Annotated in this window: 28 protein-coding genes; 24 read left to right on the top strand and 4 right to left on the bottom strand. The window is 73.4% G+C overall.

The window, feature by feature from the left end:
- Window positions 1-18 precede the first annotated feature (18 nt).
- Window positions 19-897: a type I methionyl aminopeptidase gene (gene map, locus AB2L28_RS01110; protein WP_370716881.1), complete on the bottom strand. Its 879-nt coding sequence runs from the start codon at window positions 895-897 to the stop codon at window positions 19-21.
- 86 nt (window positions 898-983) lie between these two features.
- Here map and AB2L28_RS01105 point away from each other — a divergent pair, with 86 nt between their 5' ends.
- From AB2L28_RS01105 to AB2L28_RS01000, 22 genes are all read left to right on the top strand, one after another.
- Window positions 984-1,166, top strand: a complete 183-nt coding sequence (locus tag AB2L28_RS01105; RefSeq protein WP_370716880.1) for a hypothetical protein — start codon at window positions 984-986, stop codon at window positions 1,164-1,166.
- Between the two features lie 256 nt (window positions 1,167-1,422).
- Window positions 1,423-2,688, top strand: a complete 1,266-nt coding sequence (locus AB2L28_RS01100; RefSeq protein ID WP_370716879.1) for a toxic anion resistance protein — start codon at window positions 1,423-1,425, stop codon at window positions 2,686-2,688.
- Complete coding sequence (locus tag AB2L28_RS01095; RefSeq protein WP_370716878.1) at window positions 2,685-3,599, top strand: hypothetical protein; 915 nt, start codon at window positions 2,685-2,687, stop codon at window positions 3,597-3,599. The genes AB2L28_RS01100 and AB2L28_RS01095 overlap by 4 nt, the downstream gene beginning before the upstream one ends.
- 109 nt (window positions 3,600-3,708) lie before the next feature.
- Entirely contained in the window at window positions 3,709-4,422 is a 714-nt protein-coding gene (locus tag AB2L28_RS01090; protein WP_370716877.1) for a hypothetical protein, read from the top strand.
- Window positions 4,423-4,430: 8 nt separating this feature from the next.
- Entirely contained in the window at window positions 4,431-5,243 is an 813-nt protein-coding gene (locus AB2L28_RS01085; RefSeq protein WP_370716876.1) for a hypothetical protein, read from the top strand.
- 43 nt (window positions 5,244-5,286) lie between these two features.
- A complete protein-coding gene (locus AB2L28_RS01080) occupies window positions 5,287-6,105 on the top strand; it encodes an AIM24 family protein (RefSeq protein ID WP_370716875.1) in 819 nt (272 codons plus the stop codon).
- Between the two features lie 70 nt (window positions 6,106-6,175).
- A complete protein-coding gene (locus AB2L28_RS01075; RefSeq protein ID WP_370716874.1) occupies window positions 6,176-6,751 on the top strand; it encodes a TerD family protein in 576 nt (191 codons plus the stop codon).
- Window positions 6,752-6,886: 135 nt separating this feature from the next.
- Window positions 6,887-8,014 carry a DUF475 domain-containing protein gene (locus AB2L28_RS01070; protein WP_370716873.1) on the top strand — a complete coding sequence of 376 codons (1,128 nt, stop codon included), beginning with the start codon at window positions 6,887-6,889 and terminating at the stop codon, window positions 8,012-8,014.
- A gap of 51 nt (window positions 8,015-8,065) precedes the next feature.
- Window positions 8,066-8,941, top strand: a complete 876-nt coding sequence (locus AB2L28_RS01065) for a hypothetical protein (protein ID WP_370716872.1) — start codon at window positions 8,066-8,068, stop codon at window positions 8,939-8,941.
- Window positions 8,942-8,995: 54 nt separating this feature from the next.
- Window positions 8,996-9,574, top strand: coding sequence for a TerD family protein (locus AB2L28_RS01060; protein ID WP_370716871.1), 579 nt, complete (start codon window positions 8,996-8,998; stop codon window positions 9,572-9,574).
- Between the two features lie 9 nt (window positions 9,575-9,583).
- The gene (locus AB2L28_RS01055; RefSeq protein WP_370716870.1) at window positions 9,584-10,789 is read left to right on the top strand and encodes an HpcH/HpaI aldolase/citrate lyase family protein; all 1,206 of its coding nucleotides are present in this window, start codon (window positions 9,584-9,586) and stop codon (window positions 10,787-10,789) included.
- Entirely contained in the window at window positions 10,756-12,171 is a 1,416-nt protein-coding gene (locus AB2L28_RS01050; protein WP_370716869.1) for a phosphoribosyltransferase domain-containing protein, read from the top strand. The genes AB2L28_RS01055 and AB2L28_RS01050 overlap by 34 nt, the downstream gene beginning before the upstream one ends.
- Window positions 12,168-13,319 (top strand): cysteine protease StiP family protein, encoded by a 1,152-nt coding sequence (locus AB2L28_RS01045; RefSeq protein WP_370716868.1) that lies wholly within the window; start codon window positions 12,168-12,170, stop codon window positions 13,317-13,319. The genes AB2L28_RS01050 and AB2L28_RS01045 overlap by 4 nt, the downstream gene beginning before the upstream one ends.
- The gene (locus AB2L28_RS01040) at window positions 13,316-14,212 is read left to right on the top strand and encodes an HAD family hydrolase (protein ID WP_370716867.1); all 897 of its coding nucleotides are present in this window, start codon (window positions 13,316-13,318) and stop codon (window positions 14,210-14,212) included. The genes AB2L28_RS01045 and AB2L28_RS01040 overlap by 4 nt, the downstream gene beginning before the upstream one ends.
- Before the next feature lie 297 nt (window positions 14,213-14,509).
- Window positions 14,510-15,466, top strand: a complete 957-nt coding sequence (locus AB2L28_RS01035) for a polysaccharide deacetylase family protein (RefSeq protein WP_370716866.1) — start codon at window positions 14,510-14,512, stop codon at window positions 15,464-15,466.
- Window positions 15,467-15,509: 43 nt separating this feature from the next.
- A complete protein-coding gene (locus AB2L28_RS01030) occupies window positions 15,510-16,787 on the top strand; it encodes an ABC transporter substrate-binding protein (RefSeq protein ID WP_370716865.1) in 1,278 nt (425 codons plus the stop codon).
- Window positions 16,788-16,811: 24 nt separating this feature from the next.
- Window positions 16,812-17,750 carry a carbohydrate ABC transporter permease gene (locus AB2L28_RS01025; protein ID WP_370716864.1) on the top strand — a complete coding sequence of 313 codons (939 nt, stop codon included), beginning with the start codon at window positions 16,812-16,814 and terminating at the stop codon, window positions 17,748-17,750.
- Entirely contained in the window at window positions 17,747-18,568 is an 822-nt protein-coding gene (locus tag AB2L28_RS01020; protein WP_370716863.1) for a carbohydrate ABC transporter permease, read from the top strand. Before AB2L28_RS01025 ends, AB2L28_RS01020 begins: the two co-directional genes overlap by 4 nt.
- 6 nt (window positions 18,569-18,574) lie before the next feature.
- Window positions 18,575-19,720 carry an ABC transporter ATP-binding protein gene (locus AB2L28_RS01015; RefSeq protein WP_370716862.1) on the top strand — a complete coding sequence of 382 codons (1,146 nt, stop codon included), beginning with the start codon at window positions 18,575-18,577 and terminating at the stop codon, window positions 19,718-19,720.
- Between the two features lie 32 nt (window positions 19,721-19,752).
- Complete coding sequence (locus tag AB2L28_RS01010; protein WP_370716861.1) at window positions 19,753-20,661, top strand: ABC transporter substrate-binding protein; 909 nt, start codon at window positions 19,753-19,755, stop codon at window positions 20,659-20,661.
- Window positions 20,662-20,734: 73 nt separating this feature from the next.
- Window positions 20,735-21,583, top strand: coding sequence for an aspartate/glutamate racemase family protein (locus AB2L28_RS01005; protein ID WP_370716860.1), 849 nt, complete (start codon window positions 20,735-20,737; stop codon window positions 21,581-21,583).
- Window positions 21,537-22,259, top strand: a complete 723-nt coding sequence (locus tag AB2L28_RS01000; RefSeq protein WP_370716859.1) for a GntR family transcriptional regulator — start codon at window positions 21,537-21,539, stop codon at window positions 22,257-22,259. The genes AB2L28_RS01005 and AB2L28_RS01000 overlap by 47 nt, the downstream gene beginning before the upstream one ends.
- Before the next feature lie 43 nt (window positions 22,260-22,302).
- Here AB2L28_RS01000 and AB2L28_RS00995 read toward each other — a convergent pair whose 3' ends face one another.
- Window positions 22,303-23,049 carry an alpha/beta fold hydrolase gene (locus AB2L28_RS00995; protein WP_370716858.1) on the bottom strand — a complete coding sequence of 249 codons (747 nt, stop codon included), beginning with the start codon at window positions 23,047-23,049 and terminating at the stop codon, window positions 22,303-22,305.
- Window positions 23,046-24,101 (bottom strand): PLP-dependent cysteine synthase family protein, encoded by a 1,056-nt coding sequence (locus AB2L28_RS00990; RefSeq protein WP_370716857.1) that lies wholly within the window; start codon window positions 24,099-24,101, stop codon window positions 23,046-23,048. The genes AB2L28_RS00995 and AB2L28_RS00990 overlap by 4 nt, the downstream gene beginning before the upstream one ends.
- A gap of 59 nt (window positions 24,102-24,160) precedes the next feature.
- Here AB2L28_RS00990 and AB2L28_RS00985 point away from each other — a divergent pair, with 59 nt between their 5' ends.
- Window positions 24,161-24,721, top strand: a complete 561-nt coding sequence (locus tag AB2L28_RS00985; protein ID WP_370716856.1) for a hypothetical protein — start codon at window positions 24,161-24,163, stop codon at window positions 24,719-24,721.
- A complete protein-coding gene (locus AB2L28_RS00980) occupies window positions 24,718-25,284 on the top strand; it encodes a hypothetical protein (RefSeq protein ID WP_370716855.1) in 567 nt (188 codons plus the stop codon). Before AB2L28_RS00985 ends, AB2L28_RS00980 begins: the two co-directional genes overlap by 4 nt.
- A 26-nt stretch (window positions 25,285-25,310) precedes the next feature.
- On the opposite strand, the gene AB2L28_RS00975 is transcribed toward AB2L28_RS00980, so the two are convergent.
- Window positions 25,311-26,924 carry a glycoside hydrolase family 13 protein gene (locus AB2L28_RS00975; RefSeq protein ID WP_370716854.1) on the bottom strand — a complete coding sequence of 538 codons (1,614 nt, stop codon included), beginning with the start codon at window positions 26,922-26,924 and terminating at the stop codon, window positions 25,311-25,313.
- Window positions 26,925-26,996 lie beyond the last annotated feature (72 nt).

Genomic DNA, 26,996 nt, shown 5'->3' with positions numbered 1-26,996 from the left:
GTCCCGCACCCCCGGGCGTTACGGGAGCGTCAGGATCTCCGCGCCCGTCTCGGTCACGACGAGGGTGTGCTCGAACTGCGCCGTCCGTCGGCGGTCCCGGGTGAGGACCGTCCAGCCGTCCTCCCACATGTCCCACTCGTGGGTGCCGAGCGTCAGCATCGGCTCGATCGTGAAGACCATGCCGGGTTCCATGACCGTGGCGTGCTGGGGCGCCGCGTCGTAGTGCGGGACGACGAGGCCGGAGTGGAAGGCCGGCCCGACCCCGTGCCCGGTGAAGTCGCGCACGACGCCGTAGCCGAAGCGCGCCGCGTACTTCTCGATGACCCGGCCCACGACGTTGATCGCGCGCCCGGGGGCCACGGCCTTGATGGCGCGCAGCGTCGCCTCGCGGGTGCGCTCGACGAGCAGGCGCGACTCCTCGTCGACGTCGCCGCACAGGAACGTCGCGTTGTTGTCCCCGTGCATGCCGTCGAGGTAGGCCGTGACGTCGATGTTGACGATGTCGCCGTCGGCCAGCACGGTCGAGTCGGGGATCCCGTGGCAGATGACCTCGTTGAGGCTGCTGCACAGGGCCTTCGGGAACCCGCGGTAGCCCAGCGTCGAGGGGTAGGCGCCGTGGTCGCAGAGGAACTCGTGCCCGATGCGGTCCAGCTCGTCGGTGGTCGTGCCGGGCGCGACGTGCTCGCCGACGAGGGCCAGGGCCTGCGCCGCCAGCCGGGAGGCCCGGCGGATCCGCTCGACGCCCTCGGGGTCGATGACGTTCGAGCCGGTGTACGGCGCGGGCGCGGGGCGGTCGACGTACTCGGGGCGGGCGATGCTCGCCGGGACCGGCCGGCGCGGGGAGATCGTGCCGGGCTCCAGGGTGCCCAGCGGTGCGGTGGAGGTCCCGGTGCTCATGGGGGGCGAGTCTAGGTCCCGCGGCGGCGCCCCGGTCGGGCCCGGGCCGGGGCGCGACCGGCCGGGGGACGGGTCAGGATGCGTCCATGAGCACGCAGTGGTTCTACGACACGAGCACCGGTCGGGTGCAGGAGCTGGAGCGCAAGGGGCAGCAGAAGGACCTGCTGGGTCCCTACGCCACGCGCGAGGAGGCCGAGCACGCCCTCGAGCGGGCCCGGGCCCGCACGGCGGAGAACGACCGGCGCGACCGCGAGGAGGACGACTGGTGAGCCGCGCTCGGGCGCCGCGGGTCCGGGAACCCCCCGAGGGCACCTCGGGGGCTTCCCGCACGTTCCCCCGAGGACCGCGACGACCGGTGTACGGGGCGCCACGCCCCGTCCACCGAGGGGTGGATGCCCACCAGCCCCCGGTCGGCGAGGATCGGACCACCGCCCACGGCGCCGCCGGAGTGGACCGACCTAGGATCGGTGCACGCCCGGGGTAGGCGCGGGTGGGACGCAGATCGATGACGAGGGGAACCGCCGGATGTCGGAGTCGCTGGACCTGAGCAAGTCGCTGAACCCGCCGGCCGGGGCGAGCGCGCCCGCCGCGACCTCGGACCTGCAGCTCACCCCTCCCACGCCCGTGCCCGTGGTCGCCGACGACACCGCCGAGGGGATGATCCCGCTCGACGAGTCGACGAAGGTGGAGCTGAACCGCAAGGCGCAGGCGTTCGTCGCCGACCTGGCCGCCCAGGACCCCCGCAGCCCGGCCTTCCAGAAGAAGGTCGACGACATCACGCGCATGGGCGAGCAGGAGGTCCGCTCCTCCGCGCAGGTGTCGAACCGGATGCTGGAACGGCCGCAGTCGAGCCTGGCCGGCGCGAAGGGGCAGAAGGCCTCCGGCCCGGGGGCCGACGCGCAGGTCAAGGTCGCGAACACCCTGCTGGAGCTGCGGCAGACGGTCACCGACCTCGATCCCGCGCGCGCCGACCTCAAGGGCACCAAGAAGCTCCTGGGGATCCTCCCGTTCGGGAGCAAGGTCCAGCGCTACTTCGAGCGCTACCAGGACGCCCAGTCCCAGCTCGACGCGATCATCAAGGCGCTGGCGAGCGGGCAGGACGAGCTGCGCAAGGACAACGCCTCCATCGAGTCCGAGAAGCAGAACCTGTGGACGACGATGGGCAAGCTGACGGAGTACGCGACGCTGGCCAAGGCGCTCGACGCCGCCACGGTCGCCAAGATCGACGAGGTGCGCGCCGGCAACCCGCAGGCCGCCGACGCCCTCACCTCCGACGCGCTGTTCCCGATCCGCCAGCGCCACCAGGACCTGCTGACCCAGCTCGCCGTCAGCGTGCAGGGGTACCTGGCGCTGGACCTGGTGCGCAAGAACAACATCGAGCTCATCAAGGGCGTCGACCGGGCGCAGACCACGACGGTCGCCGCGCTGCGGACCGCCGTCATCGTGGCCCAGGCGCTGGCGAACCAGAAGCTCGTCCTCGACCAGATCAACGCCCTCAACACGACGACGAACCAGATGATCCTGTCGACCTCGGAGATGCTCCAGCAGCAGACCGGGCAGATCCACGAGCAGGCCTCGACGGCGATGGTCGACGTCGGGACGCTGCAGAAGGCGTTCGACAACGTCTTCGCGACGATGGACGCCATCGACACCTTCAAGCAGCAGGCCGTCGTCAGCATGGCCAGCACCGTCGACGCCCTCGAGGGCCAGGTGCACCGTTCCCGGTCCTACCTGGAACGGGCCCGCAACGGCGAGGAGGGGGCCGGCCCGGCCCTGGAAGGTCCCCGGTGAGGTCGGTGGCCCCACCGCGCGGTGGTGCGGACGCGCGCCCGTCCCGTGCGCTGCGCCGCGCGGTCGTCGAAGGACGGGTCGTGCGCCGCGGTGCGCGGTCGCGGGCCGCCGCCCCGCCCGAGGTCGTCTCTCGCCGCCTGCGCAGCCGCACCTGGCGAGCGGCGCACTCGTGGTGGCTGGCGATCCCGGCCGTGGGCCTGCCGTGGCTGGCGTTCCTCTACATGGGGCTGCGCGCCCGCCGGCCGGTCTGGGTCCTGTCCGCGCTCGGCTACTTCCTCTCGAACGGGGTGGCCCTCACCCTCGTGTCGCGGGACGCGTTGCTGCTGAACGTGCTCGGCGCGCTGCTGCTCGTCGGCACCTGGGGTCTGGGGTTGGTGCACTCGGTCATGGCGAACTCGACGTGGTTGCGGATCAAGGCGGCCTTCACGGGGGAGGAGGTCTCCCCCGCACCGGCACCGGCGCCGGTCGAACCGGCGCCGCCCGCCGACCCGGTGGTCGCGCTGCAGGAACGGCTGCGCGACGTCGTCCGCACGGCGAACCGCAACGGGGGCCGGCTGCCCGACGGCGCCGTCCCGGCCGTGCGGGAGGTCGAGGACGTGCTCACGCCGCTGCTCGCCCACGTCGCCAAGCGCGGCGCGGACGTCGAGGAGATGCACAACCTCGAGGCCATCGTCACCGAGTACCTGCCCGGTGCCCTGGAGCACTACCTGGACCTGCCGGAGGAGTACGCCCTCACCAACCGCGGGCCCGCGGGGACGACGCCGGCCGAGGAGCTCGTCACGCAGCTGCGGTTGCTGGTGGACGGCGCGAAGGACCTGCAGCGCGCGGTCCACGACCAGGACGCCCGCAAGCTGGCCGTGCAGGGACGCTTCCTGGACGCCAAGTTCCGCCGCAGCGACCTGGACCTGTAGGGATCGGAGGCAGACGGTGGGAGTGGAACTCGGCAAGGGGGGTGCGGAGCGCTCGCCCGCCACGGAGCAGGCGTCAGCGCCCGTCCTGCACGAGGATCGCGAACCGTCGGTGCCCGAGCAGCCGCGCGAGGACTCCGGGGCCCTCAGCCCGCACGCCATGAAGCTGTTCACGGCGGTGTGGACGGCGGGCTGGATCGTCGCCTTCTCCACCGGCACGTTCTGGTACATCGGCCTGGTCATGCTGCTCGTGCAGGGCGCCGTCTTCGGCTACGTGAAGAAGGAGGGACTGCCCTGGGCCGACCGCGAGGCCCGGCGCGCCCGCCGCCTGGAACGGCACCGGCTGCGCGCGCGGCGGCGCCCGCCCGCCGTCGAGACCCCCGCGGTGCCCGCGCTGCCCGACCCCGTCTCGGCCGCCGAGCGCGCCCTGGCGGGGGCGGTCGTGCGGGCCGAGACCGCCGGTGGCCGGATGGACGCCGAGTCCGTGGGGCTCGTGCGCGAGGTGGACCGGCTGCTGCGCCCGCTGCTCGCGCAGCTGCGCACCCGCGAGGCCGACCCGCAGGTCCGGCACGACCTGGAGACCCTGGCGGGGGAGCACCTGCCCCGCACGGTGGACGACTACCTCGTCCTGCCCGACGACTACGCCCACGAGCACCGGACCTCGGCGGGCACGACCCCCGCCGACGAGCTCCGCAGCCAGCTGCTGCTCCTCCTCGCGGGCTGCGAGCAGCTGCGCGACGCCGTCCTGGCCCGCGACGTGGACCGCCAGCAGCAGCAGAGCCGGTTCCTCGAAGCCAAGTTCCGGCGCAGCGACCTGGACCTGTGAGCTGCGCGGTGGGCGTCGAACCGGTCGGGCCCGGCGGGAGCGGGGAGCGCCCCTCGCCCGACGTCCGGCCGCCGGTGCCGGCCACCGTCACCCCGGACCAGCTCGAACCCCGCCTCGGTGCCGACCTGCCGGTCCTCGGCTTCGTCCCCGACCCGGTCTTCCAGCTCCTGCGGTACGTCGGCCTCGGCGGGTGGATCCTCCTCTACACCGTCGCCTGGCCCGCGGGGTTCCTCGCCATGTGGGCGTGGATCGCCCTCAACGTGGCGTACGAGAACGAGACCCGGCGACGGCGTCGGCTGCGGCGGCACCACCGTCGCGCGCTGCGGACGGGGCAGGTCGTGCTCGCGGTGCCCGCCGCGGTCCGCGCCCCGGCCGCCCCCACCCCGCAGCCGGCCCTCCGGAGCGGGTCGGCGGAGGCGGCGCTCGCGGCCACCGTCGCCCGCGCCGACGCCGCCGGCGGCCTCACGACGTCCGAGCGGGCCCAGGTCCACGAGGTCGCGGACCTGCTGGGCCCGTTGCTGCGCCGGGTCCAGGAGCGCGGTGCGGACCCGCAGGTGCGGCACGACCTGCACACGCTCGCCTCCGAGCACCTGCCGCGCACGGTCGAGGACTTCCTGGCGCTGCCCGAGGACGTCGCTCGCGGGCACCGCGACGGCGGCGGGCTGACCCCGACGGACGAGCTGCGCAGCCAGCTGCACCTGCTCGTCGAGGGGTGCCGCCGGCTGCGCGAGGCGGTCCTGGCCGCCGACGTCGACCGGCAGCGCCAGCAGAGCCGCTTCCTGGAGGCGAAGTTCCGCGGCAGCGACCTGGACCTGCCGTGACCGCGCCCGCCCCGCGGACCCCGGCGTGCGGTAGGAAGGCACCATGACGCTCGACGTCCAGCTCGTCGGCACCACCACCCAGATGGCCGTGGTGACCCTGCGCCCCGGCCAGACGGTGTACTGCGAGGCCGGCAAGTTCCTCTTCTCCTCCGGCGACGTCGTCGTGGAGACGAAGCTGTCGGCACCGACCGACCCGCACGGACCCGGCGGCGGGGACTCCGGTGGGGGCGGCGGTTTCGGCGGCCTGCTGCGCGGCGCCGCCAACGCCGGCAAGCGGGTGCTGGCGGGGGAGTCCTTCGCCTTCCAGCACTTCCACACCCCCGGTGGGGACGGCCTGCTCGGCCTCGCCGGCGTCCTGCCCGGGGAGATGCGCCACCTCGAGCTGGACGGGTCCACGACGTGGTTCGCCGAGAAGGACGCCTTCGTGGCCGCCGAGGCCGGTGTCCACTTCGACGTCGCCTTCTCCGGCCTCGGCCAGGGACTGATGGGCGGGGAGGGCTTCATCCTGGAGAAGTTCACCGGCCGCGGGTCCCTGCTCATCGCCGGGGCCGGCGACTTCATCGACATCAACCCCGCCGACTACGGCGGCACCCTCCGGGTCGACACCGGCTGCATCGTCGCGTGGGACGACCGGATCACCTACGGCGTCGAGACCGTCGGCCGGCTCAACCGGCAGGGCATCATGAGCGCCGTCTTCGGCGGTGAGGGCCTGACCCTCGCCACCCTGCGCGGCAACGGGCGCGTCATCCTGCAGTCCGTGACCATCGAGGCCTTCGCCAAGGCCCTCGTCAAGACCAGCGCCAAGCCCGACCAGCAGGGCCTCGGCGCGATCGGCGGCCTGTTCGGCGGATCGCGCGACTAGAACGGGCACTCCCCGGGGCCGGTGATCGTTGGCCCACCGTCAGCACTACTCGCAGAAGGAGCGACACACCATGGGCGTCAGCCTCAGCAAGGGCGGGAACGTCTCCCTGTCCAAGGAAGCGCCGGGCATGACCAAGGCGGTCGTCGGCCTCGGCTGGGACGCGAACTCCTTCACGGGCTCGGAGTTCGACCTCGACGCGCAGGCCATCATGGTCGGCGCGAACGGCAAGGTCCCCAACGACGGCTTCTTCGTCTTCTTCAACCAGCTGAAGTCCCCCGAGGGCTCGGTCGAGCACACCGGTGACAACCGCACCGGTGAGGGTGAGGGCGACGACGAGGCCATCAACGTCGACCTCGCGGCCGTCCCGGCCGAGATCGACAAGATCGTCTTCACGGTCGCGATCTACGACGCCGACACCCGCAAGCAGTCCTTCGGCCAGGTCCGCAACGCGTACGTGCGCGTCGTGAACGCCCAGGGCGCGACCGAGGTCGCCCGCTACGACCTCTCCGAGGACGCCTCGACCGAGACCGCCATGGTCTTCGGTGAGCTGTACCGCAACGGCAGCGACTGGAAGTTCCGCGCCGTCGGGCAGGGCTACGCCAACGGTCTGCGCGGGATCGCCACGGACTTCGGCGTCAGCGTCTGAGCCGCCCCTGACGGTGCCGCCCGGCCACCCGGCCGGGCGGCACCGTCCGTGCGTCTGCTGCGCGTGAGGTGAGGTCCTCGTGAGAGGCTCACCCGTCCGGCCCGCACGGGCCCCGTCCGAACAGGAAGCTGACCGGTGATCCTCAAGACCTACGGGTGGTCCTTCGGTGTGACCGCCCTCGGCCTCGTGCTGGCCGTCCTCTACGACGGCTGGGCCGGCATCGGTCTCGTCGCGATCCTCGCCGTCCTGGAGATCAGCCTCTCCTTCGACAACGCGGTCGTGAACGCGACGGTGCTGCGGCGGATGAACGAGTTCTGGCAGAAGATCTTCCTCTCGGTCGGCATCATCATCGCCGTCTTCGGCATGCGCCTGGTCTTCCCGCTGCTGCTGGTCGGCATCACCGCCTCGCTCAGCCCCGTCGAGGCGGTCCGGCTGGCGCTGGAGAAGGGCGACCCGGAAGAACCCGGCACCTACGGGTACCTGCTGAACGCCGCGCACCCCACGATCGCGGCGTTCGGCGGCATGTTCCTCATGATGCTGTTCCTCAACTTCGTCTTCGGCGAGAAGGAGCACCACTGGCTCGGGCCGGTCGAGCGCCTCCTGGAGAAGGTCGGCAGCGTCGAGGCGATGTCCACCATCGTCGGCGGGGCGATCCTCTTCGTCGTGGCCGAGACCTTCGCGGCCGACCACGCGCAGACGGTCCTGGCCTCCGGGGTCCTCGGCATGGTCGTCTACCTGCTCGTCAACGGCCTCGGTGAGCTCTTCAACGTCGAGGACGACGTCGAGACCGTCGAGGAGAACGCGGACGAGGACGCCGGTGCCGCCCCCGCCGCGGGCCGTCGCGGGCCCTCCGAGGCCGCCAAGGTCGGCGGCAAGGCGGCGTTCTTCCTGTTCCTCTATCTCGAGGTGCTGGACGCGTCCTTCTCCTTCGACGGTGTCATCGGGGCCTTCGCGATCACCAACGACGCGATCATCATCGCGATCGGGCTGGGCGTGGGCGCCATGTACATCCGGTCGATGACCGTGCACCTGGTCCGCGAGGGAACGCTCTCGCAGTACGTGTTCCTGGAGAACGGGGCCCTGTGGGCCATCGGCGCGCTGGCCACGATCCTGCTCATCAGCATCGAGGTCGAGGTGCCCGAGGTCGTCACCGGCCTCATCGGGGTGGCGTTCATCGTCGCGGCCCTCATCTCCTCGATCGCGCACAACCGTGCGCACCCCGAGGACGCCCACCTGGACCGGACGCCGCAGCACGCCGGCTGACCCGGGCCGGGGGTTCGACGGGGACGGAGGCGGACAGGACGGAGGAGAGCGGTGGACAGGCGGCCGGACGCGGCGGTGCACAACTTCCTCGGGCACCCCGTGCCGCGGCGCAGCACCCGCACCCTCGCCGACCACCTGAACCCGTCCCCGCGGCCCGCCCCGGCGGCGACCCCGGCGACGGCCCCGCCACCGGCCCGGCGACCGGACCGGCGATCGGCCCCCGCGCCCCGTCCTGCCCCCGCCCCGGCCGCGCGCGCCGAGGCCCGCCCGCCGTCCCGGCCCGTGAGCCCGCCGCCGGCCGCGGTCGTGGGGCAGGCACGGGCCAGCGAGCGGCGCACCGTCCTGGACGCGGAGCGTCCCAGCCTCACGGTCCCCGCGGCCGGGCGCGGCTCCGGCAGCCTGCGCTTCACCCTGCAGTGGGAGCAGCAGGTGACCTCCACGGGGCTGCACCGGTCCTCCGACGTCCACCTGGGGTGCTTCTGGGAGACGCGCGACCGCCACTGCGGTGCGCTGCAGTCCCTGGGTGAGCTGCTCGCCGCCCCCGGCTTCGGCGCCCGGCAGGTCCTGCGCCTGGGGGCGCGCCACGAGCAGGCGGGTGAGGAGGTCCTCGCCGACGCCGCCCACCTGGACCTGCTGCGGCGGATGGTCTTCTACGTCTACGCCACCGGACCGGTGGCGCCGGACTACGCGGCGCTGGCGCCGCACCTGACGATCGCCCGTCGCGGCGCCGGCACCGTGCAGATGTGGGCCCAGGACCCGCCGGCGGGCGCGCGGACGTGCGCCCTCGCCTCGATCCACGACGTGGCGGGGGACCTGGTCGTTCGCCGCGAGAACGAGTTCTTCGAGGGGACGACGCGCGAGGTCGCGCTGGCCTACGGTTTCGACCTCGACTGGAACGCCGAGGGCACCGTGCCCCGCCCGTCCTGAGCCCCGCCCGTCCCCACCCGACCACCCGAGCACCCGACCCACCGGAGGAACACCATGGCCGTCAGCCTCACCAAGGGCCAGAAGCTGTCGCTGAGCAAGTCCGGCGGCGGGGAGCTCACCCGCGTCTTCATGGGGCTGGGCTGGGACGCCGTCGCCAAGGGCCTGTTCCGCAAGAAGGCCGTGGACATCGACCTGGACGCCAGCGTCCTGCTCTTCGACGGCGGCGGGAAGCTCCTCGACGAGGTGTGGTTCCAGCAGCTGCGCAGCAAGGACGGGTCCGTCACCCACAGCGGCGACAACCTCACCGGTGAGGGTGACGGCGACGACGAGGTGGTCCACCTGGACCTGCCCGCCGTGCCCGCCGCGGTGCAGACGCTCGTCTTCACCGTCTCCAGCTTCACCGGCCAGAACTTCGGCCAGGTGCAGAACGCGGTGTGCCGCCTCGTCGACGCCGCCGGGGCCCAGCAGGTGGAGCTCGCGCGCTACGAGCTGTCCGAGGCGGGCCCGCACACCGCGCTCGTCATGGCCAAGCTGACCCGCGAGGGCTCGGGGTGGGCGATGACCGCCATCGGTGCCCCGGCGCAGGGCCGGCACATCCGGGACCTGCGCGACGCCGTCGCGGCCCACCTCTGAGCCACGGCGGTGCGGCACTTCGCCACCTTCGACGAGGAGCAGGAGCGACGGCTCTTCCTGCACCCGCCGCAGCCGGTGGACGTCACGGCCGGGCGGGACGAGCTGGCCGTGGCCCTCGGGGCGACGCTGTACAGCCCGGCCACCCGCGAGCGCCTCGCCGGTGACCTCCTGCGGCTCGCCCGCCGCGGCGTGCTGTCGGCGGTGGCGTGCCTGGAGGACTCCGTGCCGGACGACCGGGTCGCGCAGGCCGAGGAGATCCTCGTCCGCGAGCTCGCCGGGCTGGCCCGGACCCCGGAGTGGTCCCACGGGCAGCCGCTCATGCTCTTCCTGCGCGCCCGCACGCCCCGCCAGCTCCTCGACGTCGTCGACCGGGCCGGGGTCGGGCTGGACTGCCTGCTCGGGTTCGTCGTGCCCAAGTTCGGCGGCGCCGGGCAACCGGACCCCCGGGAGTGGCTCGAGGCCGTCGCGACGGCCTCCGAGCGCGCGGGCCGCCGGCTGTGGGCGATGCCCGTCCTGGAGAGCCGGGACGTCGCGCACCTCGACACCCGCCACGAGGCGCTGTTCGCCGTCCGCGACGTCCTCGACGCCCACCGCGACGTCGTCCTCGCCGTCCGCACGGGCGCGACCGACCTGTCCTCGGCCTACGGGCTCCGCCGCCCGCGCGGGTCGACGGTCTGGGACGTGCGGGTCGTCGCGGACGTCCTCGGGGACGTCATCAACGTCCTCGGCCGGGCCGACGGCAGCGGCTACCCCATCACCGCGCCCGTGTGGGAGCACTTCAGCTCCGGGGAGCGGGTGTTCCGCACCTCGCTGGCGGCCAGCCCCTTCGCCGAGGGCGCGGAGGAGCTGCGCGAGCAGCTCATCGCCGACGACCTCGACGGCCTCGTCCGCGAGCTCGTGCTGGACCAGGTGAACGGGCTGCAGGGCAAGACCGTCATCCACCCCTCGCACGTCGCCGTCGTGCACGCGATGTCCGTCGTCACGCACGAGGACTTCTGCGACGCCACCGACGTGGTCGCGCAGTCCGGCGGCGGGGCGATGGCCTCGGCGTACCGGAACAAGATGAACGAGGCCGGCCCGCACCGGGCGTGGGCCGAGCGCGTCCTGGCCCGCGCCCGCGCCTTCGGCGTGGCCCGCGAGGACGTCTCCTACGCGAACCTGCTGCAGGAGCAGGACGAGGCGTGGCGACGGGTCCGGGCGGGCGGGCGCCCGTGACGGTCACCCCGCGCGACTGGGTGGGTGGGCGGCTCGGCGTGAGCGTCGAGGGGCCCCCCGGCGTCGACGGCCTCGACGTCCACGACCTGCTCGGGCTGGCCCTGCGCCGCAACCCCCGCCGCGCCCACCTGCTCGTCAGCACCGTCCTCGGCAAGCACGTACCCACCGACCCGCGCCTCGTGCGCGCCGCGGGGCTGCGGCTCGGGGCGCAGGTCGCGGCCGCCCTCGGCGCGCCCGACGCGCCCGGTGCCCCGACCGGGACGTGGCGCGCCGCGCTGGCCGGGGACGGCGCCGCCGCGCACGCCGTCCTGAGCGCCGCGCACCGCCCGCCCGCCCGGCCCGACGTCGTCGTCCTCGGGTACGCCGAGACCGCCACCGGCCTCGGGCACGCCGTCGCCCAGGCCCTCGGCGCGGCGGGACTGCACTCCACCCGGCGCGACGTCCCCGGTGCGCGCGACTGGGCCGGTTTCCAGGAGGAGCACTCCCACGCCACCGGGCACCGGCTGCTGCCGACCGACCCCGTCGTCCGCGCCCGGCTCGCCGACCCCGCCGCACCCGTCGTCCTCGTCGACGACGAGCTGTCCACGGGCCGGACCGTCGCGAACACCCTGCGCGCCGTCCACGCCCTCGCCCCGCACGCGCACTACGTCGTCGCCGGTCTCGTCGACCTGCGCTCGGCCGCCGACCGCGACCGCGCGGCCGCCCTGGTCGCCGAGCTCGGCGCCCGCGTCGACGTCGTCGCCCTCGCCACCGGGAGCGTCGCGCTGCCCGCCGGGGTCCTGGAACGCGGCGCGGGACTGGCCGCCCGCGTCGAGCCCGTCACCCCCCGCCCGCGGCCCGTCCCGGACGTGACCCCCGTCGCGCTCGAGTGGCCCGGCGGCCTGGCCACGACGGCCCGCTTCGGCACACCACCGGGCCACGAGGCCGCCCTCGACGCGGCCCTCGTCCGGCCCGGTGCCCTCGACGCGCTGCTGGAGGCGTTGCCGCGAGGGGGAGACGTCCTCGTCCTGGGGACCGAGGAACTGCTGCACGCCCCCCTGGCCGTCGCGGCGGCGCTCGCGGACCGGTCCGCCGGTGCGGGCGGGGTGCGGTTCTCCTCCACGACCCGCTCGCCCGTCCTGGCGGTCGACGACCCCGGGTACGCGGTCCGCAGCTCCGTCGCGTTCTGCTCCCACGACCCGGCGCAGGACGGGCCGGGTGTCCGGTACGCGCACAACGTGGCCCGGCCCGGCGGCTGGGACGCGGTGCTGCTCGTCGTGGACGGCGCTTCCGACCCGGCCGCGCTGCACGCCCCCGACGGCGTGCTCGCCGCGCTCGCCCCGCACACCGGCCGCCTGCTGCTGCTCACCCTGCCCGCCGACACCTGGAGAGACCCCGCGTGAACCTCCCGACCCCGCTGTCCGGACCCCGGTTCGGCAGCTACCGGCCGGACGAGGTGAGCTGGTTGCTCACCGACCTGTCCGGCGCCGACCTCGAGGCCCCCGCCGAGGAGCGCGAGGAGGCCGTCCAGAGCGGTGGCGCGCACTACGCCGAGTCCTTGCCCGTGGAGTACCAGCCGAGCCAGGAGTACCAGCGGCTGTTCCTGGACGCCCTGGCCCGCGGCGCCCGTCGCGTCGCGCTCGGCGTGGCGGTCGTGGCCGAGGTGCTGCGCGCCGAGCGGGGGCCGGACCTCATGCTCGCCTCCCTGGCGCGGGCCGGCACGCCCGTCGGGATCCTGCTGCGGCGCTGGGCGGCCCGGCAGGGGCTGCACTGGCCGCACGTGGCCGTCTCCATCGTGCGCGGCAGGGGGATCGACGAGCTGGCCCTGCGCTGGGCCGCCGGGCAGCACGACCCCGCGCAGATCGTCTTCGTCGACGGGTGGACCGGGAAGGGGGCGATCGTCCGCGAGCTGTCGGCCGCCCTGGCCGCCCTGGACGCGGGGTTCAGCGACGACCTCGCCGTGCTGGCGGACCCGGGCCGCTGCGTGCGGACCTTCGGCACCCGCGAGGACTACCTCGTGCCCTCGGCGTGCCTGAACTCCACCGTCTCCGGCCTCGTCTCGCGCACCGTCCTCAACGACCGCCTCATCGGGCCCGGGCAGTTCCACGGTGCGAAGTTCTACGCCGAGCTCGCACCGGCCGACCTGTCGCAGCGGTTCCTCGACGAGGTCACCGCCTGCTTCGACGACGTGGCGCCCGAGGTGCCCGGGGCGGTCGCGGCCGTCCGGTCCGGGGACCGGCAGGCGTCGTTCACCGGCTGGGCCGAGGTGGAACGCGTCAGCGAGCACTACGGCATCGGGGACGTGAACCTCGTCAAACCCGGGGTGGGGGAGACGACCCGCGTCCTGCTGCGCCGCGTGCCGTGGCGCGTCCTCGTGCGGCCCGAGGCGGAACTGGCCCACCCCGACGACCTCGCCCACGTCCGGCTGCTCGCCGACCAGCGCGGTGTCGTCGTGGAGGAGGTGCCCGGGTTGTCCTACTCGGCCATCGGGCTCATCCACCCGCGGTTCACCCGCGGGGCCACGGGCGCGGACGGGCGGGCGGTGTCGTGACCGGACTGCTGGCGGCGAGCGACCTGGACCAGACCCTGGTGTTCTCCGCCCGGTCGGCCCAGGCCGACGTCGCCGGTCTCGTCCCCGTCGAGGAGTACCGCGGCGGCACGATCTCCTGGGTCACGCCCGGGGCGTGGGCGGTCCTGGGCGACCTCGTCGCGTCGGGACGTCTCGTCCCCGTGACGACGCGGACCGTCGAGCAGTACCAGCGGATCCGCTGGCCGGGCCGGTCACCGCGGTACGCGGTGTGCGCCAACGGGGGAGTCGTCCTCGTCGACGGTTCCCCCGACGCCGGGTGGGACGCCGCGGTCCGCGGACGGCTCGCGGGCTGCGCGCCCGTCGCCGACGTCGTCGCGGAACTGCGCCGCCTGGCCGGTGACCTCGTCGCGGCCGTCCCGGGGTCGGAGGAACCGGCGGTGCGCGAGGTGCCCGGGTTGTTCGGGTACGTCGTCCTGCGCGAGGGCCAGCGCGTGGAACTGGAAGGTCCCCGCCTGGGCGAACTCACCGCGGTGCTCGACGGCTGGGGTTTCACCGTGTCCCTCCAGGGGCGCAAGCTCTACGCCGTCCCGCGCCCGCTGACGAAGTCCGCCGCCGTCGCCGAGGTCGTCTCCCGCTGCGGTGCGGACGGTTTCGTCGCCGCCGGGGACTCCCTGCTGGACGTGGACCTGCTCGTCGCGGCCCGCGCGGCCCGTCGTCCCCGCCACGGGGAACTCCTGCGGACCGGGTGGGAGCACCCGGGGGTCGAGCTGACGACGGCGGTCGGGGCGGCGGCGGGGGAGGAGATCGCCCGCTGGCTGCTGGACCACGCCGTCGCTCCTCGTGGGCCCCGTCCCGGTGCCGTCGGGCACGACGCGGGTGGGCGCGTCCACGGCCGCGACGACACCACCGCCTGAGGACCGCCGGCAGGGCGACCACGTCGAGGTGGTGACCGGAGCCGCGCGCCAGAGGTTCGTGCGCGGGGCGCACCCCTGCCCGTCGACCTGCCACCTCGCGCACCGCCACCGCGCCGGGGCGTGAGCCGTCCGGGCCTGCTGGGGTGCGCCGGCTGTCGTAACACCGACGTTACGCGCGATGTGACCCGCAGAAACATGGCGGGTGCAGTCTTGTATTACACGAAAGCGCTGAGAATCACGTGCGCACCGATCTGGACCGCCTCGTCATACAGAACGTCACACGGAGGGGCCGACACCGTGACACTCGACTGGAACGCCCGCGCCGGCGAACGCCCTCGCGACTTCCTCGGCTACGGCCAGGACCTGCCCCGCTTCCAGTGGCGGGACCAGGCGCGGGTCGCCGTCAACCTCGCCGTCAACTACGAGGAGGGCACCGAGCGCAGCCCGCTCCTGGGGGACGGGGGCCGGGACTCGCGGACCTGGGTCCGCAGCGCCCTGCCGGACTCCGAGCGGGACCTGATGCAGGAGGGGGAGTACGAGTACGGCGCCCGTGCCGGCATCTGGCGGCTCCTGCGCATCTTCCGCGAGTTCGACGCGCCCTTCTCCGTGTTCGCGTCCTCGGAGGCGCTGGACGTGCACCCGGCCCTGGCCAAGGCCCTGGCCGACGAGGACTGCGACTTCGTCTCCCACGGCAGCCGGTCCATCTCGGTGCTCGACCGCACCGAGGAAGCGGAGCGGGCCGACCTGCGCCACTCCGTGGACCAGACGCTGGAACTCACCGGCAAGAAGATCTTCGGCGCGTTCCCCCGCCCGCCGATCACCGAACGCACCCGGCGGATCCTGGCCGAGGAGGGTTTCCTCTACGACTCGGCCACGGCGAACGACGACCTGCCCTACTACGCGGACGTCTCGGGTCGTCCGATGCTCGTCCTGCCGTACGCGGTGGACACGAACGACGCCCGCTTCTGGGGCGGGCAGTCCGGGCCCGGTTTCACCGGGTCGACCGACTTCTTCGACTACCTGCGCGACGCGTTCGACGTGCTCTACGCCGAGTCCACCGAGACCGGCCGGATGATGTCGATCGGTCTGCACGCCCGCATCATGCGCCCCGGTCGGGTCCGCTCCCTGCAACGCTTCCTGGAGCACGTGCGCGGTCACGACGGGGTGTGGATCGCCCAGCGCAACGACATCGCCACCGACTTCGCCTCCCGGTTCGCCCCGGAGAACGCCTGGAACTGGCCGCAGGCCGGTTGAGCCGTTGACGACCCCCTCTCCCACGACAGGAACGGAACCACTGATGACCACGCGTCGCCACGCCCTGCGGACCTTCGGTGCCGTCGCCCTCGGAACCGGTGTCCTCGGCACCGTCGGTGCCTGCGGTTCGGGCTCCGACGCCTCCGGCGGGACGGCGGACGGACCGGTCACCCTCGTGCTCTCGAACTCGCAGTGGCTGGACGCGCTGCGCGGGGAGAAGCTGTGGGCCGCGGTCAAGAAGTTCGAGGACTCCCACCCCGACATCACCCTGGAGCAGGAGGCCATCGCGTCGGCCGACTACACCAGCAAGATCACCACGGAGATGGGTGCAGGCCAGGGGCCCGACATCGTCATCGCCCAGGAGGCCCTGTTCTACCAGCTCGCCGACGCCGGGCTCCTCGTCGAGGTGGACGACGAGGTGACCGACGGGGTCGAGCTCAACACGACCGCCGACAACGGCGTCCTGGACGACGTGCGGTACGGCATCGCGTGGCAGCGCGCCGTCTACGCGATGATCTACGACAAGACGCTCGTGGACCGGGCCGGTGCCGCGGTGCCCACCACGGTCGAGGAGCTCATCGCCTCCGCGCAGGGCGTCCAGGCGGCGACCGGTGCGGTGGGGTTCACCGGCCGCCACCTCATCGCCGACTTCAGCGGCTGGATGATGGACTTCCAGAACTGGGCCTACGGCCACGGGGTGGAGTGGGTCGACGCCGACGGCGAGCTGACCATCGACACCCCCGAGGCCGCCGCCGCGTTCGCGGCGTTCAAGAGCGTCTACGACGCCGCCGTCATGCCCATCGGTGACGACATGCCGACCCAGCGGAACAGGTTCAAGGAGGGGCAGGTCGGTTTCAGCATCGACAACAGCGGCGGGACCCTCAACATCGGCAACGGCGGTGCCCTGCAGGCCGCGGAGCTGTACTCGGCGCCACTGCCGTTCCAGAACCCCGGAGCGCACCAGCAGATCTACCTGGGCATCAGCACCCACAGCGAGCACGCCGCCGCGGCCAACACGTTCCTCACCTGGCTGCTGTCGGAGGAGGGCCAGCAGTCGTTGCGGCTGGCCTCCGGTCCCGACGCGCTGGCCACGGACGTGCCGGTCGATCCCGACTTCGCCGCCGCCAACCCGTGGGCGCCGACCTTCGCCGACCTCGCCGCGAACTCGCGCAGCACGCTCATCCCGGGCTACGAGGCCAGCACCGACCAGATCATGCGCCCCGTCATGGAGGCGCTGGAGCGGGTGCTGGTGTCCGGAGCCGATCCGGCCACCGAGCTCGCGGTGGCGCAGTCCGAGGTGGACGCCCTCAACCTGTCCTGACCCGCTCGCCCTCGAGAGGTTCGCATGACCACCACCGTGGCGCCCCCGCAGGCTCCCGCGACCCGGCGCCCACCCAGGCGCCGGCACCGCGGGGGCGGGGCGGTCCCGTACCTGTTCATCTTCCCGCCACTGGCCTTCCTCACGGTCTTCATGTTCGGGCCGCTGGTCCAGCAGGTGTGGATCAGCTTCACGAACACCAGGCTGCTGAACCCGACCGGTGGGCGGTTCGTCGGGCTGGAGAACTACGTCCGGCTCTTCACCGGGGACGCGCTGATCCACTCCCTGTGGGTCACCGTCTCCTACACGGCGGGCACCGTCGTCTTCGGGGTCGGCATCGGCCTGGTGGCCGCCCTCGCGATCACCCGCCCGTTCCGCGGGCGAGCCGTCGTCCGGGGCGTCCTGCTCTTCGGCTGGGCCGTGCCGAACGTCGCGGCCTCGTTGATCTGGCTGTGGATGTTCAACGAGAACTCCGGCATCCTGAACCGCGTCCTGTCCTGGTTCGGCGTCGACGCGGTCCCGTGGCTCACCTCGACGACGTGGGCGCCGGTCTCGATCCTGCTCGTCACCGTCTGGCAGGTCGCACCGTTCGTCATGCTCGTCCTCCTCGCGGCGCTGCAGTCGGTGCCCGAGGAGGTGCGGGAGGCCGCCCGGGTCGACGGCGCCGACGCCCTGAGCGTCTACCGGGTGGTGACGCTGCCGCACATCATGCCGACGTTGCGGCTGGTCTCGGTCCTCATGGCGGTCTGGACGATCCGCAGGTTCGAGATCATCTACCTGCTGACCGGCGGTGGTCCGCTCGACAGCACCAGCACCCTGGTGGTGTCCCTGCGGCAGACCGCTTTCGAGGACCGTGACCTGGGTGGTGCGGGTGCCTACGGCGTCGTCGGTCTCGTGCTGGCCCTGGTGATCGCCGCCGTCCAACTGGTCCTGGAACGTCGAGCGCAGAAGGGGAGCGACGCGTGAAGCTCACCAAGGTCCCGTGGCTGGTGCTGGTCGCCGTCCTGGTCGTCGCCGCCGGCTTCCCGGTCTACTGGATGGCCACGACGGCCCTGTCGCCCAGCGCCGACCTGTTCTCCGGCACCCAGTCGTTGTGGCCGCAGGTGCAGAACACCGGTGGTCTGATCGGCTCCATCGGCGACATCCCGATCCTGCGCTGGATCGGCAACAGCGTGTTCATCGCCGTCGGCACCACCGTGCTGAGCCTCCTGCTCGGCGCCATCGGCGGGTACGCGCTGAGCCGCTACCGGTTCCGCGGCAAGGGGCTGGTCAACTTCCTGCTCTTCATGACGCAGGTCCTGCCCGAGGCGCTGCTCGTCGTCCCGCTGTACGCGATGTTCATCTCCCTCGGTCTGCTCAACAGCATGTGGGGCATCGTCCTGGCCAACGTGGGTTTCGCGCTGCCGGTCTCCACGTTCATCCTCAAGAGCGCCATGGACTCCGTCCCGAAGGAGCTCGAGGAGTCGGCGACGGTCGACGGCTGCCCCCGGTTCGGGTCCCTGACGATGATCGTGCTGCCGCTCATCGCCCCCAGCATCGCCGCCGCGGCCGTCATCGCCTTCTTCGCCGGCTGGAACGAGTTCCTCTTCGCCAGCACGTTCCTGTCCGACCAGTCGAAGTGGCCGATCAGCGTCGGCCTCGCCTCGTTCATCGGTCAGTACGACACCCCGCTCGCCTCGGTCATGGGTTCGGCGCTCGTGTTCAGCGTGCCGGCGGTCGTCTTCTTCCTCCTCGTCCAGCGCAAGATCGTCTCCGGCCTGACCGCCGGTGCCGTGAAGGGTTGATGTCACGTGCCTTCCCTGACCTTCTCCGGGATCACCAAGAGCTACGGCGACACCTCGGTCATCACGTCCCTCGACGCCCACGTCGAGGACGGTGAGTTCCTCGTCCTGCTCGGTCCGTCCGGCTGCGGGAAGTCGACGTTGCTGCGGATGATCGCGGGCCTCGCCGACATCACCAGTGGGGAACTGGCCTTCGACGGTGAGGTCGCCAACAGCTGGAGCGTGCGCGAACGGCAGGTCGCCTTCGTGTTCCAGTCCTACGCCCTCTACCCGCACATGACCGTGCGCGGCAACATCGCCTTCCCGCTGGTCATGGACGAGTTCAAGGGCTGGCACCACCTGCCGTTGGTGAACTCGATCGTGCGGCGCCGGATGGTCAGGTCGCCGGCGATCCAGCGCAAGACCGAGCAGATCGCCCGCCAGCTCGAACTGGAGCCGCTGCTGGACCGCAAACCCGCACAGCTCTCCGGTGGTCAGCGCCAGCGCGTCGCCCTGGCGCGCTCGTTGGTGCGCGACCCGGCGCTGTACCTGCTGGACGAGCCGCTGTCCAACCTCGACGCGAAGCTGCGGACGCAGATGCGCGCGGAGATCTCCGAGCTGCACGCGGCCGTCGGGAAGACGTTCGTCTACGTCACCCACGACCAGGTCGAGGCCATGACGATGGCCAGTCGCATCATCGTGCTCGACGGCGGCGTGGTGCAGCAGATCGGCACCCCGGAGGAGGTCTACGCGACACCGGCGAACACGTTCGTCGCCCGTTTCGTCGGTGCCCCGCCGATGAACCTGCTGGACGTCGTCCGGACCGGGAGCACGCTCACGTCGCCCTCCGGTGACGCCTGGTCCCACCAGGGTGCGGTGCCCGGCGCCGGCCCCCTCGTGCTCGGGCTCCGGCCGGAGTCGCTGCGGCTGACCGCTGCGGGGCGGGGACGCCTGGAGGGTGACGTCGCGGTGGTCGAACGGCTCGGCGGCGAGACCCTGGTCGGGGTGCGGCTGTCCAGGGCGGGGGAGCCCCCGGCTCTCGTGGACCACGACCTGTGCTTCGTCCGCGTCCCGGGGCGGCCCGCCGTCCGCGTGGGCGAGGCCTGCGGCGTCGACTACGACGAGTCCGCGGCCGTCTGGTTCGACCGCGACACCCGCCAGCGCATCCTCGCCTGATCCCTCACCAGAACCCCAGGAGCTACCCGACCATGACGCGGTTCCACGTCACCGCCACCGGCCACAGCCTGAACTACCTCCCCGAGTACGTCGCCACCTGGCGGGGGTTCTTCGCCGAGGAGGACCTCACGGTCACCGCGACCGTGCCCAGACCCTGGGACCTCGTGCTCGACGAACTCGCCGACGGTTCGGCCGACGCCGCGCTGGGCGGGATCTGGGTGCCCTCGATGTACCGCGGCCGGGCGACGGAGTACACCCCCTTCGCCCAGATCGCCAACCGCGCCCCGCTGGCCCTGGTCGGCCGGGAGCGCGCTGAGGACTTCTCCTGGGCGGCGATGTCCGGGCGGACGGTGTCGATGAAGGGCAGCAACGGCGCCAGCGTCGGTCTGTACCTCAAACTCGTCCTGGCCGAGCAGGGTGTCGACCCGAGGTCGGTGAACTACGTCCAGGACCTCGACGGCGCCATGCTGTCCACGCTGATGGCCGGCGGCATGGGTGACTACCTCGTCGTCGACCACCCCTCCGCACTCACGCTGTGCGCGCGCACCGACCTGCACGTCGTGGCGCCGCTGGCCGTCGTGACCCCCGACGTCCCGTGGAGCGTCTACTACGCGCAGGGCGCCTCGGACGCGGCGCGCGTCGAACTGCAGGGTCGCTTCGTCCGGGGTCTGGGGCGGGCGATGGACTGGATCGACGAGCACCCCGCCGCGGAGTACCGGGACTTCCTGGCCCGGACGTTCCCGGCCTTCGACCCCGACCTGCTCGTGCGGGTGGCCGACGAGTACCGCACGAACTCCATGTGGACCACCCCGGTCATCGACCGCGCCGGCTACGACCGCTGGCAGACCGGGATCGCCGCGGGCCACCTGGTCACCGAACCGATCGCCTACGAGGAGTTCGTCGACTCCCGCCCGACGAACCTGCTGCCCACCGCTCGCTGAACGGCGGCCGGCCCACCCGTTCCACCCGGCCCTCGGCGGTCGTCTCCGGCCCAGGGGCCGGTAGGAAGGTCCCATGCGCATCCTCGTCGTCAACTGCAACACCTCGACGGTCATCACCGAGGTCATCGCGGCCGGTGCCCGCGCCGCCGCGACCCCGGGCACCGAGATCATCGCGGTCCAACCCGGCTGGGGCCCGGCCTCGGCCGAGGGGTACTACGAGAGCCTGGTGACGGCGACGGCCGTCCTGGACACCGTGCTCGGGACCTCCGAGACCTTCGACGCCGTCGTGATGGCCGGGTACGGCGAGCACGGCCGCGAGGGCGTGCGGCAGGTCCTCGACGTGCCGGTCGTCGACATCACCGAGGCGTCCGCCCTGCTGGCCGTGCTGGTCTCGCACCGTTTCGGCGTCGTCACCACCGTGGCGTCGACCCTGGCGGGCATCGAGGACAGCCTGCGGAGCGCCGGCCTGTGGGAACGGTGCGCCGGTGTGCGCGCCACCGCCGTGCCGGTGGTGACCATCCACGACGACGCCGAGGCGTCGGTGGAGCTCCTCGTCGAGCAGGGGCGCGACCTCCTGGCCGCCGGTGCCGACTCCCTCGTGCTGGGGTGCGCCGGCTTCGCCGGTCTGGACCGCCGGATGGAAGCCGCCCTGGGGGTGCCGGTCTTCGACTCGGTCGCCTCCGGCGTCGCGCTGGCCGAGGACCTGGTCCACCTCGGCAAGCGGACGAGCAAGAAGGGTCCCTTCGCCGGCCCCGACCCCGCCAAGGGCTGGACGGGGTGGCGGCCCGGGTCCGGGCGGCACCCCGACCAGCCCGTCCCGGCCGGGGCGGGCGACCGGCATGCTGAGCACTCACGTGCGACGACGAGGGGGACCGGTGCCGAGCAGCTGCGAGAGCGCCCCGCTGTGGCCCACCGACGGTGAACCGCTGTCCCTGCAGGCCTACCGGCGCATCAGCCGGTCCATCATCCTCGGGGACTACCCGCAGGGCATGCGGTTGCACGAGAAGCTGCTGACCGAGCAGCTCCAGATCTCCCGGGTCCCGCTGCGGGAGTGCTTCCCGCTGCTCGAGCGCGACGGGTACATCGAGACCGAGCCGCGGCGCAGCGCGGTCGTCAGCACCTGGACCCGGCAGCGGGTCGTCGAGCTGTTCGACGTCCGGCTCGGCCTGGAGGTCGAGGCGGCCGCCGGGGCCGCCCGGCTCGCCGCGGACGGCAGACCCACCGACGGGCTCCTGCGCGCGCTCGCCGCCGCCGACGACGTCGCGCACACCGGCGACCCGCTGGGCACGGCCGAGGCGAGCACCCGGTTCCACGAGGAGGTCGTGGAGTTCACCGGCAACCGGCTCATGGTGTCGCTGATGCGTCCCATCACCCAGTGGATGACGTGGCTGTTCTTCCTGACCAGCCAGCGCGACACGGACAAGGCGTGCGAGGAGCACCACGAGCTCGTCGAGGCCATCGCCTCTGGCAAGGAGCGGCTGGCGAGCTCGGTCGCCTACGCCCACATCGAAGCCGGCCGAGAACCCACCCTCGCCGCCGTGGGGCTGGGGGCGGAACCGGCGGCCCTCCGGCGCCGGGCCCGGGCCACCGGGCCCTGAACCGTGACCGGTGCGAGCGGGAGGCGGCCGTCCCGACGCCGGATCACCCTGCGCCGCGCGTCAGACCTCCACGGGCGTCGAGGTGCTCCAGGACGGACAGGTGGCCCGCGCCGGGCACGACGACGAGCTCCGCGGCGGGCAGGAGCCGGGCCAGGCGGTAGGCGTGCCCGATCGGCACCACGAGGTCCGCCTCACCGTGGACGATCCGCACCGGCACCGTCGTGACCGCCGGGTCGAAACCCCAGTCCCCGGCGTGGGCGAGCTCGTCGTCGTCGAAACCGGGCGACCCGGACGCCTCGGCGACGACCGTCTCGAACCACGCCCACGGGCCGGCGAGCACGGCCCGGTCCTCGGGCGTGAACGGGATCTCGTCCCCGGTGTCGGGCGCCTCCAGCGGGTCCCCGGGGCTGAGGCCGGACAGGCACAGGGCCGCTGTCACCCGGTCCGGCAGCAGGGCGGCGCAGGCCAGCGCGTGCGAGGCGCCGCCGGAGTGCCCGACCGTGCGGCAGGTGGCGATCCCGAGGTGGTCCAGCACGGCGCCCACGTCGGTGGTGACGTCCGCCACGCGGCGCCCCGGCAGACGGGTGGAGCGCCCGTAGCCGGGGCGGTCCACGCCGATCCAGCGTTCGCCGTCGTCCCGCCACGGGGCGGGCGGTTCACCCGTGTTCGGGCTGCCGCCGTGCCACAGGACGACCGACGCGCCCGCGTCCGGGCCGGTGTCGTGGATCCCCAGGGCGCGCCCGTCCGGGAGTTCCAGCTCGGTGCGCCGCACGCCGCCCGTGGAGGTCACGGGAACAAGGGTTCCACCGCCCGGCGCCCCGCGTCGAGGTCGAACCCCTTCGCGGCCAGCCACTCGTCCGACCAGTACGTGTCGAGGTAGCGGTTCCCGTCGTCGCAGACGAGCGTCACGACCGACCCCGCGCGGTCCTCGCCACGCATCCGGTGCACGAGCCGCAGCGCGACGCACAGGTTCGTCCCCGTCGAGGCACCGGCGCGGATGCCGGTGCGCTCGAACAGCACCCGCATCGCCGCGACCGACTCGTCGTCGGGGACGGTGACGACCTCGTCGATGACCGAGGGCACGAACGAGGGTTCGACGCGGGGCCGGCCGATGCCCTCGATGCGCGAACCGCGTGCCGTGACGTCGCGGGACCCGGTGCGCCACGCCCGCGCGAACGCCGACCCCTCCGGGTCGGCCACGGCCAGCTTCGTCCCGTGCTGGGCGTACCGGCAGTAGCGGCCGATCGTCGCGCTCGTGCCACCGGTGCCGGCGCCGACGACGATCCACTCCGGCTCGGGGTGGGGCTCCAGGGCGAGCTGCTCGAAGATCGAGCAGGCGATGTTGTTGTTGCCGCGCCAGTCGGTGACGGTCGAGGCCATCGCGAACTGGTCGAGGTAGAAGAACCCCGGCCGCGCCCCGAGCTCCTCCGCGGCCGCGTAGACGTGCCCGGGGTCGTCCACGAGGTGCAGGCGACCGTCCTGACGGCGGATGAGGTCCAGCTTCGCGGTCGACGTCGCGGCCGGGACGACGGCGACGAAGTCCAGCCCGAGCAACCGGGCGAAGTACGCCTCCGAGACCGCCGTCGAGCCGCTGGAGGCCTCCACGAGCGTCGTGCCGGGGCCGATGTCGCCGTTGCTGAGCCCGAAGAGGAACAGCGAGCGGGCGAGGCGGTGCTTGAGCGAACCGGTGGGGTGCGTCGACTCGTCCTTGAGGTAGAGCCGCACGCCCCACTCGGTCGGGAGGTCGAGGACCCGCAGGTGGGTGTCGGCGCTGCGGTTGGCGTCCGCCTCGACGACCCGCACGGCGGTGTGCACCCAGTCGCGGTCCTCGGGGGAGCTCATCGGGTGACCGTACCGGCGAGTCGCCCGGTCCCCGGCCCCCGCGGCCCTACCGTCGAGGAGTGCCTGCCCTCCCCGTGCCCTCGGCGCGCCTGGCCGGCGGGGCCCTGGTCGTCGCGGCGCTGCCCGTCGCGTTCCTCCTCGCCGGCGCCGCCCTCGCACTGGCCTTCGCCGCCCCGGACGACGAGGCGGTGTTCTCGCCCGGTCCGGGTGAGGCGACCGCGGCCACTGCCACTGCCACGATCGTCTACCTCGGCGACGGGGGCGACTGGCCGCAGACCGGGACGGACTGGGGCCAGGTGCTCTCGGCGGTGGCGACCTCGCCCGCCCTGGTGACGTCCTGCCTCGGCCTGGCGGTCCTCGCGGCGCTGACCGTCGCCGGGACCGCGGTGCCGCGCGGTGTCCGGGTCGCCGGTGTCGTCACGGCTGCCCTCGTCGTGGCCCTGGCCGCGGTCACGGCCGTGGTCGTCGCGTCCGGTGCCCTCCACGGCACCGGGGGCACGCTCGTCCTCACCCCGGCCGTCGCGGTCCGGGACGCGCCGGCCACGGGTTCCCTCGTGGCGGAGACGGTGTTCGCCGCCCTCGCCGGACTGGCCCTCGTGCGCCGCCGGGAGCGGGCGTGAGGTCGGAGGTCCCCTGGCGCCCCTGGCGCCCCTGGGCCCTCACCGCCGGGACCGCCGTCCCGGTCCTGGCCCTCGCGGTCGCGGCCGTGCGGGGCTGGACCGGGCACGGGCTGGGCGGCCCCTACGTCCCGCCGGAGGTCGCCGTGGTGGGCCTGTCCCCGCTGCCCGGCGTCCTCGACCGGCTCTCGTGGGCGAGCACCGGGCTCGGGGCGCCGCTCGCCCTGACCTGCGCCGCGCTCGGGTCCGCGGCGCTCGCCGCCTGCCGGTGGGCTCCGCGGGACTGGCGGGTCGACGGTCGCGTGCGCCGGACCGCTGCGGTGCTGGCGCTGGCGAGCGCCCTCGTCGGCGTGGCCGCGGCGCTCGCGGGCGTCGTGGTGGCCGCGGCGCCGACCACCCCGTACGCGCGCGCCACGCCGGTGACCGTGTCGTCGTGGTCGGACGGACCGTTCCCGTCCTGGGTCTCGGGCACCCCCGCCACCCCGTACGCCGCCGCGGCCGCCGCGCTCGTCCCCGCGGGGATCTGCGCCGCGGCCGCGTGGGTGCTGTCCCGCCGCGAGGCCTGACAGCTCCGGCCTCGTGACGGTTCAGCTCACTGCGGAGCCACGACCCACACCGTCGTGTCCCGCGGCACCCGCCCGTCGGCCAGGTCACCGCTGGTCAGCACCAGACGACCCGCGGGCAGGTCCACCGGCTCGTCGCCGAAGTTCGTCAGGCAGGTCCAACCGCCGGGCCGGGTGAACGCCACGACGCCCGCGGGTGTCTGGAGCCACTGCAGCTCCTCGGCGCCCTGCAGGCGGCGCCGGGTGGCGAGGGCCTGCCGGTACAGCTCGAGCGTGGACCCCTCGACGCCGTCCTGCTGGTCGGCCGCGACGTCGGCGAACCACGACGGCTGCGGCAGGTGCGCCCCGCCCGGGCCGAACCCGAAGGAGGGTCCGGCCGCGGTCCAGGGCAACGGGACGCGGCACCCGTCGCGCCCCTTCTCGGCCCCGCCGGAACGCAGCCACGTGGGGTCCTGCAGGTCGGCCGCGGGGATGTCGGCGACCTCGGCCAGCCCGAGTTCCTCACCCTGGTACAGGTAGGTGCTGCCGGGCAGCGCGAGGGTGAAGGCCGTCGCCGCGCGGGCCCGGCGCAGACCACCGGGCGTGTCCGGTTCGGGGTCCTCGCCGTTCGAGAGCAGCCAGGCGTTCTGGTCGGCGCCGGCGGGCAGCGCGTAGCGGCTGGTGTGCCGGACGACGTCGTGGTTCGACAGGACCCACGTCGAGGAACTGCCCGCCTCCCGGGCGAAGGCGAGGTTCTCCGTCACGATCCGCCGGAACGCGGTGGCGTCGAAGTCGGCCTGCAGCAGGTCGAAGTTGAACGCCTGGCCCAGCCCCTCGGGGGAGGCGTACCGGGCGCGGCGGTGGGCGGGCACCCAGGCCTCGGCGACCGCGGTGCGCGGCGGGTCGTACTCGTCGAACAGCTTGCGCCACTCGACGTACACGTCGTGCACCTCATCGCGGTCGAAGAAGCGGTGCGCCCCGTCGACGAGGTCGGCGAGCTCGGCCTCGGTGGGCAGGGGTTCGGTCAGGTCCTTGGCCAGGGAGTTCGCGACGTCGATGCGGAACCCGTCGACCCCGCGGTCGGCCCAGAACCGCAGCGTGCGCAGGTGGTCCTCGCGCACGTCGGGGTGGTTCCAGTTCCAGTCCGGCTGCTCGGGGGCGAACAGGTGCAGGTACCACTCGCCGTCCCCGACGGGTTCCCACGCCGACCCGCCGAACATCGCGGTCCAGTCGCTCGGGGGCAGTTCGCCGTCCGCTCCCGCGCCGCGGCGGAACACGTACCGCTCGCGCTCGGGTGAGCCGGGTCCGGCGGCCAGGGCCTGCTGGAACCACGCGTGCCGGTTCGAGGAGTGGTTGGGGACGATGTCGACGACGAGCTTGATGCCGGCGGCGTGCAGCACGGCGACCATCTCGTCGAACTGCTCCAGGGTGCCGATCCTCGGGTCGACGTCGCGGTGGTCGTCGACGTCGTAGCCGCCGTCGGCCAGGGCCGAGGGGTAGAAGGGGCTGAGCCAGACGGCGTCGACGCCGAGGGCCGCGAGGTGCGGGACGCGGGACGTGATCCCGGGCAGGTCCCCGATCCCGTCGCCGTTCGAGTCGGCGAAGCTGCGCGGGTAGACCTGGTAGACGACGGCCTGGCGCCACCAGTCCTGGGGCTGGGTCAACGGGGTCTCCGGTGATCGTGGGTGTGCCGGGCTTTGATTCGAGCCCTGAAGGAAGTGTGTCGAGCGGTCGTG

Source organism: Kineococcus mangrovi (assembly GCF_041320705.1).
GTDB classification, from domain to species: Bacteria; Actinomycetota; Actinomycetes; order Actinomycetales; family Kineococcaceae; genus Kineococcus; species Kineococcus mangrovi.
Note: the sequence above shows the minus strand (reverse complement) of the source record. Positions and strands in the feature narration are given on the sequence as shown.

What these genes read in the sequence shown, in the direction of transcription:
- map (WP_370716881.1), bottom strand. Translation starts at nt 897, where the DNA reads ATGAGCACCGGGACCTCCACCGCACCGCTGGGCACCCTGGAGCCCGGC.
- AB2L28_RS01105 (WP_370716880.1), top strand. Translation starts at nt 984, where the DNA reads ATGAGCACGCAGTGGTTCTACGACACGAGCACCGGTCGGGTGCAGGAG.
- AB2L28_RS01100 (WP_370716879.1), top strand. Translation starts at nt 1,423, where the DNA reads ATGTCGGAGTCGCTGGACCTGAGCAAGTCGCTGAACCCGCCGGCCGGG.
- AB2L28_RS01080 (WP_370716875.1), top strand. Translation starts at nt 5,287, where the DNA reads ATGACGCTCGACGTCCAGCTCGTCGGCACCACCACCCAGATGGCCGTG.
- AB2L28_RS01075 (WP_370716874.1), top strand. Translation starts at nt 6,176, where the DNA reads ATGGGCGTCAGCCTCAGCAAGGGCGGGAACGTCTCCCTGTCCAAGGAA.
- AB2L28_RS01060 (WP_370716871.1), top strand. Translation starts at nt 8,996, where the DNA reads ATGGCCGTCAGCCTCACCAAGGGCCAGAAGCTGTCGCTGAGCAAGTCC.
- AB2L28_RS01030 (WP_370716865.1), top strand. Translation starts at nt 15,510, where the DNA reads ATGACCACGCGTCGCCACGCCCTGCGGACCTTCGGTGCCGTCGCCCTC.
- AB2L28_RS01025 (WP_370716864.1), top strand. Translation starts at nt 16,812, where the DNA reads ATGACCACCACCGTGGCGCCCCCGCAGGCTCCCGCGACCCGGCGCCCA.
- AB2L28_RS01010 (WP_370716861.1), top strand. Translation starts at nt 19,753, where the DNA reads ATGACGCGGTTCCACGTCACCGCCACCGGCCACAGCCTGAACTACCTC.
- AB2L28_RS01005 (WP_370716860.1), top strand. Translation starts at nt 20,735, where the DNA reads ATGCGCATCCTCGTCGTCAACTGCAACACCTCGACGGTCATCACCGAG.
- AB2L28_RS00990 (WP_370716857.1), bottom strand. Translation starts at nt 24,101, where the DNA reads ATGAGCTCCCCCGAGGACCGCGACTGGGTGCACACCGCCGTGCGGGTC.